Origin of the sequence: Rhodococcus sp. BH5 (genome assembly GCF_027583855.1) — a bacterium.
Taxonomy (GTDB): Bacteria; Actinomycetota; Actinomycetes; order Mycobacteriales; family Mycobacteriaceae; genus Rhodococcus_F; species Rhodococcus_F qingshengii.
On the sequence record NZ_JAJHVW010000001.1, the window covers coordinates 393,385 to 409,792 of the forward strand.

The 16,408-nt window shown below is 63.2% G+C and carries 15 protein-coding genes; 2 read left to right on the forward strand and 13 right to left on the reverse strand.

The window, feature by feature from the left end; all coding sequences use genetic code 11:
• Nucleotides 1–6: 6 nt before the first annotated feature.
• The 4 genes from RhoBH5_RS01670 to RhoBH5_RS01685 form a co-directional block, all read right to left on the reverse strand.
• A complete protein-coding gene (locus tag RhoBH5_RS01670; RefSeq protein WP_221742123.1) occupies nt 7–996 on the reverse strand; it encodes a malate dehydrogenase in 990 nt (329 codons plus the stop codon).
• A 66-nt stretch (nt 997–1,062) separates the two neighbouring features.
• Nucleotides 1,063–1,692, reverse strand: coding sequence for a hypothetical protein (locus tag RhoBH5_RS01675; protein ID WP_042919891.1), 630 nt, complete (start codon nt 1,690–1,692; stop codon nt 1,063–1,065).
• Nucleotides 1,682–2,953 carry a histidine--tRNA ligase gene (gene hisS, locus RhoBH5_RS01680; RefSeq protein WP_007732972.1) on the reverse strand — a complete coding sequence of 424 codons (1,272 nt, stop codon included), beginning with the start codon at nt 2,951–2,953 and terminating at the stop codon, nt 1,682–1,684. Before hisS ends, RhoBH5_RS01675 begins: the two co-directional genes overlap by 11 nt.
• A 15-nt stretch (nt 2,954–2,968) precedes the next feature.
• On the reverse strand, nt 2,969–3,649 hold the full coding sequence (locus RhoBH5_RS01685; protein ID WP_007732970.1) for an MBL fold metallo-hydrolase: 681 nt from the start codon (nt 3,647–3,649) through the stop codon (nt 2,969–2,971).
• A 195-nt stretch (nt 3,650–3,844) separates the two neighbouring features.
• On the opposite strand from RhoBH5_RS01685, the gene RhoBH5_RS01690 reads away from it, so the two are divergent.
• Nucleotides 3,845–4,726, forward strand: a complete 882-nt coding sequence (locus RhoBH5_RS01690) for a peptidylprolyl isomerase (protein WP_003943303.1) — start codon at nt 3,845–3,847, stop codon at nt 4,724–4,726.
• On the forward strand, nt 4,726–5,538 hold the full coding sequence (locus RhoBH5_RS01695) for a peptidylprolyl isomerase (RefSeq protein ID WP_370333875.1): 813 nt from the start codon (nt 4,726–4,728) through the stop codon (nt 5,536–5,538). Before RhoBH5_RS01690 ends, RhoBH5_RS01695 begins: the two co-directional genes overlap by 1 nt.
• A gap of 52 nt (nt 5,539–5,590) precedes the next feature.
• On the opposite strand, the gene RhoBH5_RS01700 is transcribed toward RhoBH5_RS01695, so the two are convergent.
• From RhoBH5_RS01700 to ruvC, 9 genes are all read right to left on the reverse strand, one after another.
• Nucleotides 5,591–8,002: a RelA/SpoT family protein gene (locus tag RhoBH5_RS01700; protein ID WP_003943344.1), complete on the reverse strand. Its 2,412-nt coding sequence runs from the start codon at nt 8,000–8,002 to the stop codon at nt 5,591–5,593.
• A 98-nt stretch (nt 8,003–8,100) separates the two neighbouring features.
• On the reverse strand, nt 8,101–8,679 hold the full coding sequence (locus RhoBH5_RS01705; protein ID WP_165638376.1) for an adenine phosphoribosyltransferase: 579 nt from the start codon (nt 8,677–8,679) through the stop codon (nt 8,101–8,103).
• On the reverse strand, nt 8,676–10,406 hold the full coding sequence (locus tag RhoBH5_RS01710; protein WP_270007893.1) for an ABC transporter substrate-binding protein: 1,731 nt from the start codon (nt 10,404–10,406) through the stop codon (nt 8,676–8,678). Before RhoBH5_RS01710 ends, RhoBH5_RS01705 begins: the two co-directional genes overlap by 4 nt.
• 2 nt (nt 10,407–10,408) lie before the next feature.
• Nucleotides 10,409–11,632 carry a protein translocase subunit SecF gene (secF, locus tag RhoBH5_RS01715; RefSeq protein WP_007732958.1) on the reverse strand — a complete coding sequence of 408 codons (1,224 nt, stop codon included), beginning with the start codon at nt 11,630–11,632 and terminating at the stop codon, nt 10,409–10,411.
• Nucleotides 11,629–13,350 carry a protein translocase subunit SecD gene (secD, locus tag RhoBH5_RS01720; protein WP_007732956.1) on the reverse strand — a complete coding sequence of 574 codons (1,722 nt, stop codon included), beginning with the start codon at nt 13,348–13,350 and terminating at the stop codon, nt 11,629–11,631. Before secD ends, secF begins: the two co-directional genes overlap by 4 nt.
• A gap of 197 nt (nt 13,351–13,547) precedes the next feature.
• Complete coding sequence (gene yajC / locus RhoBH5_RS01725; protein WP_003943339.1) at nt 13,548–13,895, reverse strand: preprotein translocase subunit YajC; 348 nt, start codon at nt 13,893–13,895, stop codon at nt 13,548–13,550.
• A 139-nt stretch (nt 13,896–14,034) separates the two neighbouring features.
• A complete protein-coding gene (gene ruvB, locus RhoBH5_RS01730) occupies nt 14,035–15,132 on the reverse strand; it encodes a Holliday junction branch migration DNA helicase RuvB (RefSeq protein ID WP_064112872.1) in 1,098 nt (365 codons plus the stop codon).
• Nucleotides 15,129–15,728: a Holliday junction branch migration protein RuvA gene (ruvA, locus tag RhoBH5_RS01735; RefSeq protein WP_007732953.1), complete on the reverse strand. Its 600-nt coding sequence runs from the start codon at nt 15,726–15,728 to the stop codon at nt 15,129–15,131. The genes ruvB and ruvA overlap by 4 nt, the downstream gene beginning before the upstream one ends.
• On the reverse strand, nt 15,725–16,294 hold the full coding sequence (ruvC, locus tag RhoBH5_RS01740) for a crossover junction endodeoxyribonuclease RuvC (RefSeq protein ID WP_003943325.1): 570 nt from the start codon (nt 16,292–16,294) through the stop codon (nt 15,725–15,727). Before ruvC ends, ruvA begins: the two co-directional genes overlap by 4 nt.
• Between the last annotated feature and the right edge of the window lie 114 nt (nt 16,295–16,408).

Here is a 16,408-nt window from a genome sequence, read left to right on the forward strand (position 1 = left end):
CAAACCTCAGACGAAGCCCAACTTCCGCACCGCCGCACGCTCCTGCTCCAGTTCGCTGACGGACAGGTCGATCCGTTCGCGTGAGAAGTCGTCGATCGCGAGGTCGGGAACGATAGCGAACTCGCCATCGGCACAGGTCACAGGGAAGGAAGAGATCAATCCTTCGGGCACTCCGTAGGAACCGTCCGAACAGACGGCCATGGATACCCAGTCGTCCTCGGCGGTACCGATCACCCAGTCCCGGACGTGGTCGATCGACGCGCTGGCCGCACTCGCCGCAGAGGACGATCCCCGCGCAGCGATGATGGCGGTGCCTCGCACCTGCACAGTCGGGATGAAATCGTTCTCCACCCAGTCGCGGTCGTCGATCACCGCGAGTGCAGGCTCACCTGCGACAGTCGCGTGGGACAGGTCCGGGTACTGCGTCGCCGAATGGTTTCCCCAGACGGACACCTTGCGCACCGACGACGCACGAACCCCGGTCTTCTTCACCACCTGCGCGATCGCTCGGTTGTGGTCGAGACGTGTCAGCGCACTGAACCGAGTATCGGGCACGTCCGGTGCATTGTTCATCGCGATGAGCGCGTTGGTGTTGGCCGGGTTTCCCACGACCAGCACCTTGACGTCCGAGGCTGCGTTGTTGTTGATCGCCTTCCCGTGCGCTGTGAAAATCGCGCCGTTCGCACTCAGCAAGTCGGCACGCTCCATCCCCTTGCTCCGCGGACGTGCGCCGACCAGCATCCCGACGTTCGCGCCGGAGAAGGCGACATCGGGATCGTCGGTGATGTCGATGGAGCTCAGCAACGGAAATGCGCCGTCTTCGAGTTCCATCGCAACGCCTTCGGCAGCGGACACGGCGGCAGGAATCTCGAGCAGTCGAAGTTTGATCGGGACGTCAGCGCCGAGCATCTCCCCCGCAGCTATGCGGAAAAGCATTCCGTATGCGATCTGACCCGACGCTCCGGTTACCGTGACGGTTACGGGCGCAATACTCATTGCCGACTCCTCACCTGCCGTTTTCACGACTGTCCGTTCTACAACGCTGTAAGAACGGTTTCCACGCTAGTCGAGTAAACCGGCCACTTCGTGGTCTGTCAGTGTGGTCCTCGGCACTCGTCCCTCCGCCGTCACGAGTTCGACGGCGCGGTAGAGCGGACGCTCGGCGAGTCCGGCGCCGCGGGCTTCGGCACGCAACTGTTCGATCAGCACCGAGGACAACGCGGCAGCCGGTACCAACTCGCTGGCCGCCAGCGCGTCGGCGAGCTTGCGGAGTGCAAGGATTTCCAACTCGCGCCCACCCCCCGCGGTATACAGCGCGAGCGGGATCCGCACGGTGGACCGTCCGTCGCCGAGCGTCAAGCTGACTTCGCTGATCCGGCCGGATCGCACCGTCAATGCCGCCGTGAGTACCTCGGCCACGTCGACGTCGTTGGTTCGAAAACCAGCTTGCGCACGAACTCTGTTGCCGTACAACGTGATATGTCGGCGCAGCGTCATCAGGATCGCCAGTGACGTCGGCACCGCGATGACGGCACCGACGATCACTCCAACGGTCGCCGTCGAGAACACACTGACGATCAACCCGACGACCACACCGAACACCACGACAACAACGGCGAACTTCTTCAGCCGCGGCGCGATCAACGCCACGGGAACCAGATCGAGCGAAACCGGTTCGGCCTCAGTGCTCAACGAGTTCCCCGAGCTTGTCGACAACCTGGTCGAGCGCCACTGTCTCCTGCTCACCTGTTGCCAACTGTTTGACAACGACAACGCCCTCTTCGAGTTCACGCTCGCCGAGAACCAAAGCGATCGCGGCACCCGAACGATCAGCTGCCTTCATCGAGCCCTTCACGCCACGGTTTCCGTACGCCAGGTCGACGCGAATCCCATTGGCACGCAACTGATGTGCGATCTTCACCAGTGCAGCCTTCGCCTCGGCACCCATCGGTACACAGAAGACGTCGACACGCGCCGGTGGCGCAACGGACTTGCCCTCGGCCTCGAGCGCGAGAACCGTGCGGTCGACGCCGATTCCGAACCCGATGCCCGAGAGCGGCTGTCCACCCAGCTGTTCCATCAGACCGTCGTAACGACCACCACCACCGATTCCGGACTGCGCACCCAGTCCGTCGTGCACGAATTCGAAGGTTGTCTTGGTGTAGTAGTCGAGGCCGCGGACCATGCGCGGGTTGACGACGTACGGAACGCCCAATGCGTCCAGGTGCGCTAGCACCTCGTCGAAGTGCGCCTTGCAGCTCTCGGACAGGTGATCGAGCATGAGCGGTGCGCCGGCCGTCATCTCGCGTACATCTGGGCGCTTGTCGTCGAGCACCCGAAGCGGGTTGATCTCGGCGCGTCGACGTGTGTCTTCGTCGAGCGGAAGTGCAAAGAGAAACTCCTGCAGCAGTTCGCGGTACTGCGGTCGGCAGGTGTCATCGCCGAGAGAGGTGATTTCGAGGCGGAAGCCGTCGAGCCCCAACGACCGGAATCCGGCGTCGGCGATCGCGATGACCTCAGCGTCGAGCGCGGGGTCGTCGATCCCGATGGCTTCGACTCCGACCTGCTGCAACTGGCGGTAGCGGCCGGCCTGCGGGCGCTCGTAGCGGAAGAACGGGCCCGCGTAGCTGACCTTGACCGGCAACTGTCCACGATCGAGGCTGTGCTCGATGACGGCACGCATGACACCCGCGGTTCCCTCGGGACGCAACGTCACCGAACGGTCACCGCGATCGGCGAAGGTGTACATCTCTTTGCTGACGACGTCGGTCGACTCACCGACACCGCGAGCGAACAGGCCGGTGTCCTCGAAGATCGGCAATTCGATGTGGCCGTATCCGGCCAACCTCGCGGCGCGCGTCAAACCGTCACGAACGGCGACGAATTCGGCTGACTGCGGCGGAACGTAGTCCGGAATGCCCTTGGGTGCAGAGAAGGTGCTGGCTTTACTCACGAGAGGTACTTTTCCTTATTCTTGTGCGCTGAGTCCAACGAGAAACGGATTCGAGCTTCGCTCGGCGCCGATCGAACTGTTGCCGCCGTGCCCGGGCAGGACCACTGTCTCGTCACCGAGTACCAATAGCTTGCGGGCGATCGAAGCGAGCAACTGCTCGTGATTTCCGCCGGGCAGGTCGCTGCGCCCGATGGAACCCTGGAACAGGGTGTCACCGGTGAACGCCAAATCCACGGGCCCGCTCTCGGTGTTCGCCTGGGTGCGGAACACCACCGATCCCTGCGTGTGCCCGGGTGTGTGGTCCACGACGAACGTCATTCCGGCCTCGGTGATCTTGTCTCCGTCGGCCAGTTCGATCACCTCGTCCGGCTCCACGAACGTCATGCCTTGAATGAATTCCTTCATCGTCGGGCCGATCCCCCGTGCCGGATCGCTGAGCATGTAGCGATCCTCGGGATGGATGTACGCGGGTACGGAATACCGCTCACAGACCTCGCGGGCCGACCACACGTGATCGAGATGACCGTGCGTCAGGAGGACCGCCGTGACCGACATGTCCTTGGAGTCCAGATATTCGAAGAGCGGCTCAGCTGCATCCTGACCCGGATCTACGACTACGCACTCGCACGCGTCGTCCTGAGCGAGTATGTAGCAGTTGGTTTGGAACATCCCGGCCGGAAAACCAGTGACGAGCACGGGGGCAACTCCTCTTCGAAGGGTGGAAACAAACAACACGGTGTCGGTTACAGCCTAAGCTGCTGCCCCGCCAGTAAGTTCTCAGGTTGCAATGGGAGACTCTGACGACGAGTAGAGCCGCTTGCCGAAGCCGACCCCCAGGGTGTCGCTCGGCCGGCCGACCACGATCCACCCGCGATACGGAGGACTACAGCAGTGCCGAGTAACGAGCAACGCCGCGAGGCGGCGAAACGCAAGCTCGAGCGTCAGCTCGAACGTCGCGCAGAACGTGCCCGCAAGCGCAAGCAGATGACGATAGCCGGAACTGCGCTCGGCGTGGTCGTCGTAGTCGGCGTCGTCGGTGGACTCATCTGGCTGAGCAATCGCAGTGACGACGACGCGAACACCACCAACACTGCTGCCGACGACTCGAGCCTCACGCCACAGACCGCGGGTGCAATGCCGGCCGGTCTGTCGACGCCACTGGCCGACACGGTCTCCTGCTCGTATCCAGCCGACGGCGCTACCGCGTCCAAGGCCAACAACCCTCCTCGTACCGACGGGATTCCCACCACCGCGCCGGACGCGACGCCGAGCATCAGCGTCGAGACCTCGCAGGGAAACATCGGGCTCACACTCGACGGAACGAAGTCTCCGTGCACGGTCAACAGCTTCGTGAGCTTGGCGCAGCAGGACTACTTCAACGACACCACCTGCCACCGCATGACGACGAGCCCCTCGCTCCAGGTGCTGCAGTGCGGTGACCCGTCGGGCACCGGCACCGGCGGACCGGGCTACGGCTTCGACAACGAATTCCCCACCACGGCGTATTCCACCACCGACCCGGCAGCGCAGGAGCCCGTCACCTACGCGCGCGGCACGGTTGCGATGGCCAACACCGGGGCACCCGGTAGCAACGGCAGCCAGTTCTTCCTCGTCTACGGCGACTCACAACTCCCCCCGCAGTACACGGTTTTCGGCACGATCGACGAAACCGGGCTCGCCACTTTGGACAAGGTCGCGGCCGGCGGATCGACGCCAGAGGGTGACGGCAAGCCGAATCTGACCACCGACATCAAGACAGTAAGGCTCGACTGATGCGACGTAATCCTGTGATGCGCTTTCCTGTAGTTATTGCCGCCGCAAGCGCCGCGGCGCTGCTTCTGGCTGGTTGTTCCAGTGATTCCGGTAGCTCGGACTCGCCGTCCAGCACCTCCAAGGCGAAGACGACAACGGCTGCCATGCCGCCGCTCGACATGTCACAGTTCGACGCACTCCCGCCTGTCCCGACTCCGGCCTCGGCGACCGTCGACTGCTCGTACCCGAGCGCGGCGGGTGCAGCAAAAACCGTCAATCCGCCGAACTCCACGGGTGTGTCCACCGAGGGAACCGTCAACGTCGCGCTCACGACTACGGCCGGCCCGATCGGGATGGAACTGAACCGGGCGGAAGCCCCCTGCACGGTCAACAGCATCGTGAGCTTGACCGAGCAGAAGTACTTCGACGACACCCCGTGCCATCGACTCGTCACCACACCCGGTCTACAGATCCTGCAGTGCGGCGATCCCTCGGGCAAGGGCACGGGCGGACCGGGCTACGGCTTCGACAACGAGTACCCGACCACTGCCTACCCGGCTAACGATCCGGCACTCTCCTTGCCTGCCGTCTACCCCCGCGGCACGCTGGCAATGGCCAACTCGGGTAAACCGGGCAGCAACGGCAGTCAGTTCTTCCTCGTCTACGAGGATTCGGTCTTGCCGCCCAACTACACGGTCTTCGGAAAGATCGACGACGCCGGCCTGGCGACGATCGAGAAGATCGCGGCCGACGGCGACGATGGTGGCATGGGAGCAACCGGCGGCGGTGCACCCAACACCCCGATCACCATCGAGACTGCAGTAGTCGCCTGACCCCCTGTGCGCCTTTATTAACCGCCCGCGGTTAATAAAGGCGCACAGCAGTTTACGAGGCAGAGGTCACGCGGTAGACGTCGTAGACGCCTTCCACGTTACGAACCACGTTGAGAACATGACCCAAGTGCTTCGGGTCACCCATCTCGAAGGTGAACTTGCTGATCGCCACTCGGTCACCTGAGGTGGTGACCGAGGCCGACAGGATGTTCACCTTCTCGTCGGCCAACGCCTTGGTGACGTCGGAAAGCAACCGATGACGATCGAGTGCCTCGATCTGGATCGCGACCAGGAACACCGATGTCGCTGACGGTGCCCATTCGACGTCGATGATTCGCTCCGACTGATCGTGGAGCGAGTTGGCGTTGGTGCAGTCGGTACGGTGCACGCTGACCGCGCCGCCACGCGTGACGAAGCCCAGAATCGAATCGCCCGGTACCGGCGTGCAACACTTCGCGAGTTTTGCCACCGTGCCCGGTGCTCCGGGAACCAGAATTCCGGAGTCACCCGTACTGCGGGTGCGCACCGGCATGGTCGACGGCGTCGAACGCTCGGCCAGTTCCTCCTCGACGGCGCCGACGCCGCCCAGATGAGCAACCAGTCGCTGCACGACGTGGTGCGCCGACACCTGACTCTCGCCTACGGCCGTGTACAACGCCGAGACGTCGGGATAGCGAAGTTCGTGCGCGATCGTGCTCATCGATTCGGCATTCATCAACCGCTGCAACGGAAGTCCCACACGGCGGACTTCCTTCGCGATCTGATCCTTGCCGGACTCGAGCGCCTCTTCGCGGCGTTCCTTCGCGAACCACTGCCGGATCTTGGCCTTGGCACGCGGCGAGACGACAAACGTCTGCCAATCACGGCTCGGCCCGGCGGTGGCAGCCTTCGACGTGAAGACCTCCACCACTTCGCCGTTTTCGAGAGTTCGTTCCAGCGCGACCAGTCGGCCGTTGACCCTGGCACCGATGCATCGGTGCCCGACCTCGGTGTGCACGGCGTATGCAAAATCGACGGGAGTCGATCCGGCAGGCAACGTGATGACGTCGCCCTTCGGCGTGAAGACGAAGATCTCCTTGACCGCGAGGTCGTAACGCAACGATTCGAGGAACTCCCCCGGATCGGCCGCTTCACGTTGCCAGTCGAGTAGCTGACGCATCCACGCCATGTCGTCGACCTCGGCGATGTCGCCCGCGTGCTTGCCCTTGGTCTCCTTGTACCGCCAGTGCGCGGCGATACCGAACTCGGCGGTCCGGTGCATGTCCTGGGTCCGGATCTGGACCTCCAGGGGCTTGCCTTCCGGTCCCACGACGGTGGTGTGCAGCGACTGGTAGACGCCGTAGCGCGGTTGTGCGATGTAGTCCTTGAAGCGTCCGGCCATCGGCTGCCACAGCGAGTGGACAACACCGACCGCGGCGTAACAGTCACGCACTTCTTCGCACAGAATGCGCACGCCGACCAGATCGTGGATGTCGTCGAAATCGCGGCCCTTGACGATCATCTTCTGGTAGATCGACCAGTAGTGCTTGGGCCGGCCCTCGACGATGGCATTGATCCGCGAGGCGGACAGAGTCGAGTTGATCTCGGCGCGAACCTTGGCCAGATAAGTGTCTCGAGAGGGCGCGCGATCGGCGACCAGTCGAACGATCTCGTCGTACTTCTTCGGGTGCAGGATCGCGAACGAAAGGTCCTCGAGTTCCCACTTGACGGTCGCCATTCCGAGCCGATGCGCAAGTGGTGCAATGACTTCGAGAGTCTCACGCGCCTTACGTGCCTGCTTTTCGGGCGGCAGGAATCGCATCGTGCGCATGTTGTGCAGACGATCCGCAACCTTGATCACGAGCACGCGCGGGTCCCGCGCCATCGCGATGATCATCTTGCGGATGGTTTCGCCCTCGGCTGCGGTGCCCAGAACGACCTTGTCGAGTTTGGTGACTCCGTCGACGAGATGAGCGACCTCGTCACCGAAGTCCTTGGTCAACTCTTCGAGTGAGTAACCGGTGTCCTCGACGGTGTCGTGCAGAAGGGCTGCGACGAGGGTAGTGGTGTCCATACCCAACTCGGCCAGAATGCTTGCGACGGCCAACGGATGCGTGATGTACGGATCGCCGGACTTGCGCCGCTGGCTCGAATGTCTGTCCTCGGCGACGTCGTACGCACGCTGGAGCAGCGCGAGGTCGGCCTTCGGATACAGCTCACGGTGGAGGCTGACCAACGGCTCGAGCACCGGGCGGATGGTGGCGTTGCGCTGACCGGTGATGCGTCGAGCAAGCCGAGCGCGCACCCTACGGGAGGCGGAAGCGGGCACGGCCAGATTCTGCCCACCCCGATTGCCGGTAGTTTGCGCAGATCCCGAATCGTCGGGCACCGCGGACTTCGATGGTGTCGTCTCCGGAGCCGGAACTGCACCCGTCTCCTGCGACACTGCACCCGAGTTCTGTGATCGATCAAGATTCGACGTCATGTCGCCACCTCCTACCACCGAGTTGGTTGAGGCAACCGCCCTGCATCGGGTAATTGCCCTGGAGGTCTAACTCGACCCCCAGGAGACAACTTTAATACTCAGACCTTCACCAGTGATGTCAGTGGGTACTTCAAGAAGCGATCTCGACCGCGCAGTTCCTCGATCTCGAGCACCACTGCGACGCCGACGACGTTCGCTCCACCCAACTCGACCAACTGTACAGCCGCCTCGAGTGTCCCTCCGGTAGCCAGAACGTCGTCGATCACCAGAACATTCCGCCCGGTGAGATCGAAGCCGTTTGCGGGAATCTCGAGAGTCGAGGATCCGTACTCGAGGCTGTACGAACGAGAGAGCACCGGCGGCGGCAGTTTGCCGACCTTCCGCACGGCAACGACTCCCGCACCCATCTTCGCGGCCGCACCGGCACCGAGCAGGAATCCACGAGCATCGACGGCGGCGATCGTGTCGGCGTCCGGAGCACAGGAGACAAGGGCATCGAGCACGGCCCCGAACCCCTCGGCGTCGGCGAACACCGGAGTCAGATCGGCGAACCGAACACCGGGACCGGGAAAGTTGTCAGCCCAGCGGGTCAGCCGAACAACGGCGTCCCCGGCAGCCCGGTGGATTGCGATCAATTCTTCAGTCGTGTGCAAGGCAACACCATTCGAGACGCTCATCTGCGTAGTACCCATCTGTCCATGTTCCAGCCGGTAGCGGCCCGAGTCGGATTGACCAACACTGCCGACATGCCTGGAGCTACAGCGACAGTTCGTAGTTGATTGAACAGTGGAATCGTAGGCACCTGGGTCCACAGGATGTTCTCCGCCTCCACCGAGAGTCCCAATTGCGCACTCGTGCTCGCATCCACGTTCAACTGATCGATGATCTGATCGATCCTGGCATTTCCGTACGTACCGAGGTTTGCGCCGTTGCCCGATCGCAGCGCTCCGCGCGCGTCGATCATGCTCGCTGTTCCGCCTGCGCCGACTTTGCCTGCCATGCCGGAGAGTACGGCGTCGACTCCCCCACTCTGCAGACTCGCGGGATCGAAGCTGTCGCTACTTGCGTCCTCGACCGTGATTCCCGCCGGAGCACACGCGGCTTTCGCTTCGGAGACGATCTGCGCCCGCACCGGGTCCGGTGCGAGGTACCCGACCCGGACGGTCAACTGGTCGAGGTCGGCTTCCGACAACGACGTCTTCGCAGCCTCGATGTCGGCATTGGCGTACCGATCACCGTCGACCGCAGCGGCGTCGCTGTAAACGAGTGAATCCGGCGCCATCAGTCGCGAATCGACCACGCCGGAACCCAGACCAGCCTGCGGCGCGTTATCCGTCTGCCCGAACTTCTCGAACAGGGTCGTCCGCGGAACACAATGCGCGAACGCTCGACGGGCGGCTTCGTCACCAAGCGAACCAGAGGTCGCGAGAACGAACTGCTCGATCGACCGCGACGGAATCTGTTGGACGTCGAACCCGGACGGAGTACCGAGTTCGCCAGCCGAGCCGGAAGCGACGTCGACTACCTCGATCGAGTTCTTGTCGAGATCCTCGGTCAGATTCACACCACGTGGCCAGACGACGATGCGATCGGTCGCAGGCTTGTTGCCCCACCACCGCTCGTTCGCGACCAGTACCAGGCCGTCGTCGGTACTGTACGAGTCGATTCGATACGGACCAGCGGAGGGCAGTACGGAGGTGTCCACCTGACCTGGAGTCAGGTTCCACCCGGTGTTCCAGAAGTCCGCGATCTTCGACAACGCTTCGGTGTCACCGGCATTCACCGCGCTCACCACGTCGCTGACACCCGTGCGCTGCGTCACGACGTGTGAAGGCATCAACGCAGTCGCACCGAACAACGACCGCCAATCGGTGAACGATCGCCCGGGTTTGAAGAACACCGTCGCGTCCTTCGCCCCGCTCTGGCAGTCGATCCGGTCGATGTCCGCGTATCCGAGATTGTTCGCCGTGTCGAACATGGGCTTCACGGCACCATCGACGCCTTCGGTGAACTTGCCACTCGACGCCGCCCAGGTGAGGACGAGATCGTCACAGGACATCGGAATCCCGTCGGAGTACACGGACGCCGGATTGAGCTTGTACGAGACCGTGAGCACGTCACCGGGCAACTCCGACGCCGTTCCGATGTCGGTGTCGGAGACAGGTGCTCCGGCCGGGCCGGTGAACGTGAAGCCGGGAAGCACCCGGCCGAACGCGGCCATCGCCCCGGACACCGATCCAGCTGTCGTGTTGGCGTTGTACGTGGAGATGGAGTTGTCGATGGCATATCCGATGGACGGAACCTGCTCGGCGCTTTCCGAGCAGGCCGCCAACGAACCCGCAGCCACAGCGGTGGCCGCAACGAACGTCATCGATCGAACCAGTGTGCGTGTTCTTGGGAGCATGTTCAGTGCCCCTTCTTGTTTCGCTTTCCGGTCGGCCGCGCACCCGGCTGCGGAGCAACCGGCGCACGGCGTGCAACTGGTGCGCCGACGGCAACCGTCTGCGTACCCTTCTCGGCCAGCGTAGCCCGGCGCGAGAGCACCTTACGAGTGTGCGCGGCAACGGGTCCCCAGCGTTCCTTCATCGACACCAGGAGCGGCGTCGCGAAGAAGATCGAGGAGTACGCACCCACGATGATGCCGACGAGCTGAACGAGCGCAAGGTCCTTGAGTGTGCCGACGCCGAGCATCCAGACCGCGACAACCATCAGAGCGATCACCGGGAGCACGCTGATGACGGTCGTGTTGATCGATCGCATCAAGGTCTGATTCACCGCGAGGTTGGCCTGCTCGCCGTACGTCCGGCGCGTCAGATGCAGAACACCGCGGGTGTTCTCTTCGACCTTGTCGAACACCACCACGGTGTCGTACAGCGAGAAGCCGAGAATGGTGAGCAAACCGATCACCGTCGCGGGCGTCACCTCGAAACCGACGAGCGAGTAGACGCCGGCAGTGACGATGATGTCGAAGAACAACGCAACGATCGCAGCTACCGCCATGTCTCGCTCGAAGCGGATGGCGATGTAGATACTCACGATCACCAGGAACACAATCAGCGCGATCAGCGCCTTCTTGGTGATCTGGCCACCCCAGGTTTCACTCACGTCCGCAAAACTGATGGCTTGCGCCGACGGGTTCCCGTTCTTGTCCTTGGGCTGGAACTCGTCGAAGAGAGCCGACTGAAGATCGTTGATCTGCGTCGCGTTCAACGTCTCCGACCGGATCTGCACGGTTGCGCTGGCACCCGAGCCGACTGTCTGCACGCTGACCGGTTCGAACCCGAGTGTGTCGGAGTAGACGGTTTCCACCGCCGACGTCTCGACTCCGCCCTCGGCCGGGAACTGAATGCGTGATCCGCCTTCGAAATCGATACCGAAGGTGAAGCCGCGCAGAATGATGCTCAGCAGCGCAATGGCGACCAGAGCGCCGGTCAGTCCGTAGTAGAAGCGACGCTTGCCGACGACCTCGAACGCACCCGTTCCGGTGTACAACCGCGAGAGCCAGCTGTGCTTGGGCATCGCGCCCTGATCGACGCCTGAGTCGGTGATCTCCGACCGGGCCGCCGCATCGGCGGACTCGGCGGCGGAACTGTTGGTGGACCCCACCGGGGAGTTGTTGGACTCGCTCATGCTCGTGTCTCCTTAGCCGACGCAGCGGCGGCAACCTTACGTTCGCGGGCAACCTCTTGCACTGCGCCGAGACCGTTGACGCTGGGCTTGGACCAGAACGCCGAACGGGACGCCATGCTGACCAGTGGCCACGTCACGAGGAACACGACAATCACGTCGAGAATGGTCGTCAGACCCAAGGTGAAGGCGAAGCCGCGCACCTGTCCGACCGCAAGCACGTACAGAACTGCGGCGGCGATGAAGCTCACCGCGTTGCCGGAAAGAATTGTTCGGCGTGCTCTTGCCCAACCGCGTGGCACCGCCGAGCGGAAGCTACGGCCCTCACGCATTTCGTCCTTGATGCGTTCGAAGAACACGACGAACGAGTCGGCGGTCATACCGATACCGATGATCAGACCAGCCATGCCGGCCAAGTCGAGCGTGAAGCCGATGTATCTGCCGAGCAGAACCATGATCGCGTAGACCATGACTCCGGAGAGAATCAGCGACAACGCCGTCAGGACGCCGAGCATGCGGTAGTAGACGAGGCAGTACAGCAGAACGAGAACGAGACCGACCGCGCCGGCGATCAATGCCGCCTGCAGTGAGGCCAGGCCGAGCGTGGCCGAGACCGTCTCGGCCTCAGAGGCTGCGAACGAGAGCGGAAGCGAACCGTACTTCAGTGTGTTGGCAAGTTCTTTGGCACTCTCGGCAGTGAAACTGCCCGTGATCGAGGTGGCGCTACCCGCAGGCGTTGCACCTTGAATCGTGGGAGCGCTGACGACCTTCGAGTCGAGCGTGAACGCTGCCTGCTTGCCGATGTTGGCTGAGGTGAACTCGGCCCAGGTGTTGCTGCCGGTCGTCTTGAACGAGAGGCTGATCTCGTGGCGCGACTGCTGCGAGTTGAAGACCGAAGACGCGTCGGCAATCTCCTGTCCGTCGATGATCGAAGGACCGAGGAGATAGATGTTCAGTCCGTCTTGCGAGCAGGCGACCAGCGGCAGGGTCGGGTCGTCGTTTCCACGGAGCGGATCCGCGACGGAGCAGTCGAGGTTCGCCACTGCTTGCTGCTGCACTGTCGGATCGCTGCTCTGCCGGAGGGCGCGCGCTGCGGCGATTTCCGCTGCTGCTGCGTCGCCTTCGTCGGTGCCGTCGCTCGGCGCGTCCCCGGTGGGGGCCGGAGTCGTTGTCTGCGGCGCGGGCGTTGCCTCGGGAGTAGTCGGGTCCTGAGCCAGGAACGGACGGTTCTGCGGCGTCTGCGTCCCGTCAGCGGGTGCTTCGGGGGCCGGTGCATCAGTGGCCGGAGTTTCGGCCGCCGGCGCCTCAGGCGTAGCTGTCCGATTCGCGTCACGGGTGGCGACGTCGATCGAACCCGTCACCGGGCGGATGTACAGACGAGCGGTCTGGCCGAGCGAGCGAGCCTGCGCACTGTCGTCGCCGGGAACGGTGATGACGAGGTTGTCACCGTCGACAACGACCTCGGAACCGGAAACGCCGAGACCGTTGACGCGGGTCTCGATGATTTCCTGAGCCTGCTTGAGACTGTCCTGACTGGGAGCGCTGCCGTCCGGGGTACGAGCGGTCAACGTGACGCGCGTTCCACCCTGCAGGTCGATGCCGAGCTTCGGCGTGGCCGACTTGTCTCCAGTGAAGAACACCAGGGCATACAGTGCCACTACCAGGACCCCGAAAAGGGCCAGGTAGCGGACCGGATGCACCGTTCCGGTGGAAGGTGCCACGATCTTTAAGTCTCCTCGGTAGGTGCAGAGCTTCAGTAAGTGCACGGCTCGGGTGGTCGACGACCACCCGAGCTGCGGCGTTCGAACTGCAACGATTGATCAACGGGGTGAACTGAGCTGCTGGTGTAAGAGCGGACAAACCGATCTGGACATGTGTCCGAGTTCACAACTCTAGAACACGTACCAGTTCGACGAAGTCAGGACTCCTTGGTGAGCCGGATTTCGGTGTCGGCAGCAGACTCTTCGATCTCGGAAATCGAGTCGTCGTCATACTCGTCGGTCTCGGTCGTCTCGACGACGCGCTCACGGATGACCAGACGCGACCAGGTGGTGATGACACCGTCCGCGATCTCGAGGTCCACGGTGTCGTCGTCCAGGGAAGCGATCGTGGCGTAGAGCCCGGCCGTGGTCTGCACCCGATCGCCGACCTGCAGCGAGTCCTGCATCTCGGAAGTCGCGGCCAAGGCCTTCTTCTGCTTGCGCATGCCCAGGAACATGGGCACCAGCAGTGCGAGGATCAAGAGGGGGAAAAGCAAACTCGACATGTGTTGATCAACCTCGGTTGTGTTGCACGTTTTACGCCGCGATGGTCCCGGATGGACCTACGCAATACACCAGTGTGCCATTAGTTGCTGAGGATTCCTGACAGATCGGCCGTTCAAGTAGGCCTTTCCAGTCGAAATTTCACTCGCCGTTCGGATCGAACAACGTGGCCTGCGGTTCGTTGACACGAACCTCGATACCGCCCGCTGCGGCATCCGGCGGCGGTGTCATTCCGAGTTGAGTCCAGGCAGCGGCGGTAGCCACACGTCCTCGCGGCGTCCGGGCGATCATCCCGGCCCGGACCAGGAACGGCTCGCACACTTCTTCCACCGTCGACGGTTCCTCGCCGACGGCCACCGCAAGCGTCGACACGCCGACGGGCCCGCCGCCGAACGACCGCACCAACGCACTCAGTACCGAACGGTCGAGACGGTCCAAGCCCAACTGGTCCACGTCGTAGACGGCCAAGGCCGCCTGAGCGACGTCCATGGTGACGATTCCGTCGGCGCGCACCTCGGCGAAGTCGCGAACCCGGCGCAGCAATCGGTTCGCGATACGCGGTGTCCCCCGCGCGCGTCGTGCGATTTCGGCACCGGCGTCGACTTCGAGATCGACGCCCAGAATTCCGGCCGAACGCATCAGAATCTGTTGCAGCTCTTCGGGTTCGTAGAAATCCATGTGAGCGGTGAACCCGAAGCGGTCGCGCAACGGACCGGTCAGCGCACCCGACCGCGTAGTCGCACCGACCAGCGTGAACGGTGCAACCTCCAGAGGAATCGACGTGGCGCCCGGCCCCTTACCGACGACGACGTCGACACGGAAGTCTTCCATGGCCAGGTACAACATCTCCTCGGCCGGACGAGCGATTCGGTGAATCTCGTCGATGAACAACACGTCGCCCTCGACGAGGTTGCTCAGCATCGCAGCCAGGTCTCCGGCGCGTTCGAGCGCCGGTCCGGACGTCAACCGCAGAGAAGAGCCCAACTCCCCCGCGATGATCATCGCCATCGACGTCTTGCCGAGCCCGGGGGGACCGGACATCAGGATGTGATCAGGCGTGCTGCCACGAAGTTTTGCTCCGGTGAGCACGAGCTGCAGTTGTTCGCGAACACGAGGTTGACCGATGAAGTCGTCGAGACTCTTGGGGCGCAGACTCGCTTCGACATCACCGTCTCCCGCCACCAATTCGGCAGAGACCTGCGACTCGTCGTCGAAATCGTCGATCGGGTCGAAGTTCATCGAGTCTTACCGAGCAGCGACAGAGCGGAACGCAGTGCGACCGACGTGGTGGCCTCGGGCGATTCCGCCAGAACCGAATCCGTGGCCTGCTCAGCCTGCTTGATCGGGAAGCCCAGACCTTCGAGAGCCTCGACGATCTGATCACGGATCGAGCTGCCGACGACGACGCCGGACGCCGCGCCGGCCGTCGTCGCGACGGCGTCGACCTTGTCACGCAGTTCGACAACCATGCGCTCGGCGCCGCGTTTTCCGATACCGGGCACCCTCGTCAACGCCGTCAGGTTGCCTTCCGAGAGCGCCCGCCGCAGCGCGTCCGGTTCGAGAACTGCGAGAGTTGCCATCGCCAGGCGCGGTCCGACTCCGGAAACCGTCTGCAGGAGGCTGAACAGGTCCTTCGACTCGGTATCGGAAAAACCGTACAGCGTCATCGAGTCTTCGCGAACGATCATCGTCGTGAACAGTCGCGCTTCGCTTCCCCGGTGCAGCGCACCGAGAGTCACCGGGGTGGCATTGACCCGATAGCCGACACCTGACGCTTCGATGACCGCGTGATCGAGCGCAATATCGAGTACCTCGCCGCGTACCGACGCGATCATCGTGAACCTGCCTTCTTCGTCTCGGCCAATTTTGCCTGATACTTACGCATTTGTTCAGCGGCCATCGCCTCGGCGCGGGCCATCCGCTCGATCATCGGTGCTCGCCAGCAGTGACAGATCGCCAGCGCCAGAGCGTCGGCAGCGTCAGCCGGTTTCGGCGCCGTCTTCAAATTCAGAATTCGCGTCACCATCGCGGTGACCTGCGCCTTGTCGGCGTTACCGCTGCCGGTGACGGCGGCCTTCACCTCGCTGGGCGTGTGGAAACACACCGGAATGCCGCGTCTGGCGGCAGCGAGCGCGACAACTCCGCCTGCTTGCGCCGTCCCCATCGCGGTACTGACGTTGTGCTGCGCGAACACGCGCTCGATCGCGACCACCTCCGGCTTGTACTGCTCGATCCACAGTTCAGCCGCATCGGAGATCCGCAGAAGCCGAGAACCAAGGTCCATCTCGGCCGGAGTCCGCACCACGTCGACCGCAATGGGGCGCACTTTCCTGCCGTTGCTCCCGTCGACCACTCCCAACCCGCAGCGAGTCAAGCCTGGGTCCACTCCGAGCACGCGCACTTGTCACACCTCTCCATACCGAACAGCTGTTCGATAGCTTAGCGGTGCGCGGGACTACTACCCCGCATCAACACGCAACCCGGCCCGGACGCGGACGTCAGGGCCGGGTTGAGT

Bases quoted from the DNA above. Each gene is read 5' to 3' on its own strand.
- RhoBH5_RS01695 (WP_370333875.1), top strand. From the start codon at position 4,726: ATGCGACGTAATCCTGTGATGCGCTTTCCTGTAGTTATTGCCGCCGCA.
- yajC (WP_003943339.1), bottom strand. From the start codon at position 13,895: ATGTCGAGTTTGCTTTTCCCCCTCTTGATCCTCGCACTGCTGGTGCCC.
- ruvA (WP_007732953.1), bottom strand. From the start codon at position 15,728: ATGATCGCGTCGGTACGCGGCGAGGTACTCGATATTGCGCTCGATCAC.
- RhoBH5_RS01705 (WP_165638376.1), bottom strand. From the start codon at position 8,679: ATGAGCGTCTCGAATGGTGTTGCCTTGCACACGACTGAAGAATTGATC.
- RhoBH5_RS01670 (WP_221742123.1), bottom strand. From the start codon at position 996: ATGAGTATTGCGCCCGTAACCGTCACGGTAACCGGAGCGTCGGGTCAG.
- secF (WP_007732958.1), bottom strand. From the start codon at position 11,632: ATGAGCGAGTCCAACAACTCCCCGGTGGGGTCCACCAACAGTTCCGCC.
- ruvB (WP_064112872.1), bottom strand. From the start codon at position 15,132: ATGAACTTCGACCCGATCGACGATTTCGACGACGAGTCGCAGGTCTCT.
- RhoBH5_RS01700 (WP_003943344.1), bottom strand. From the start codon at position 8,002: ATGACGTCGAATCTTGATCGATCACAGAACTCGGGTGCAGTGTCGCAG.
- RhoBH5_RS01710 (WP_270007893.1), bottom strand. From the start codon at position 10,406: ATGCTCCCAAGAACACGCACACTGGTTCGATCGATGACGTTCGTTGCG.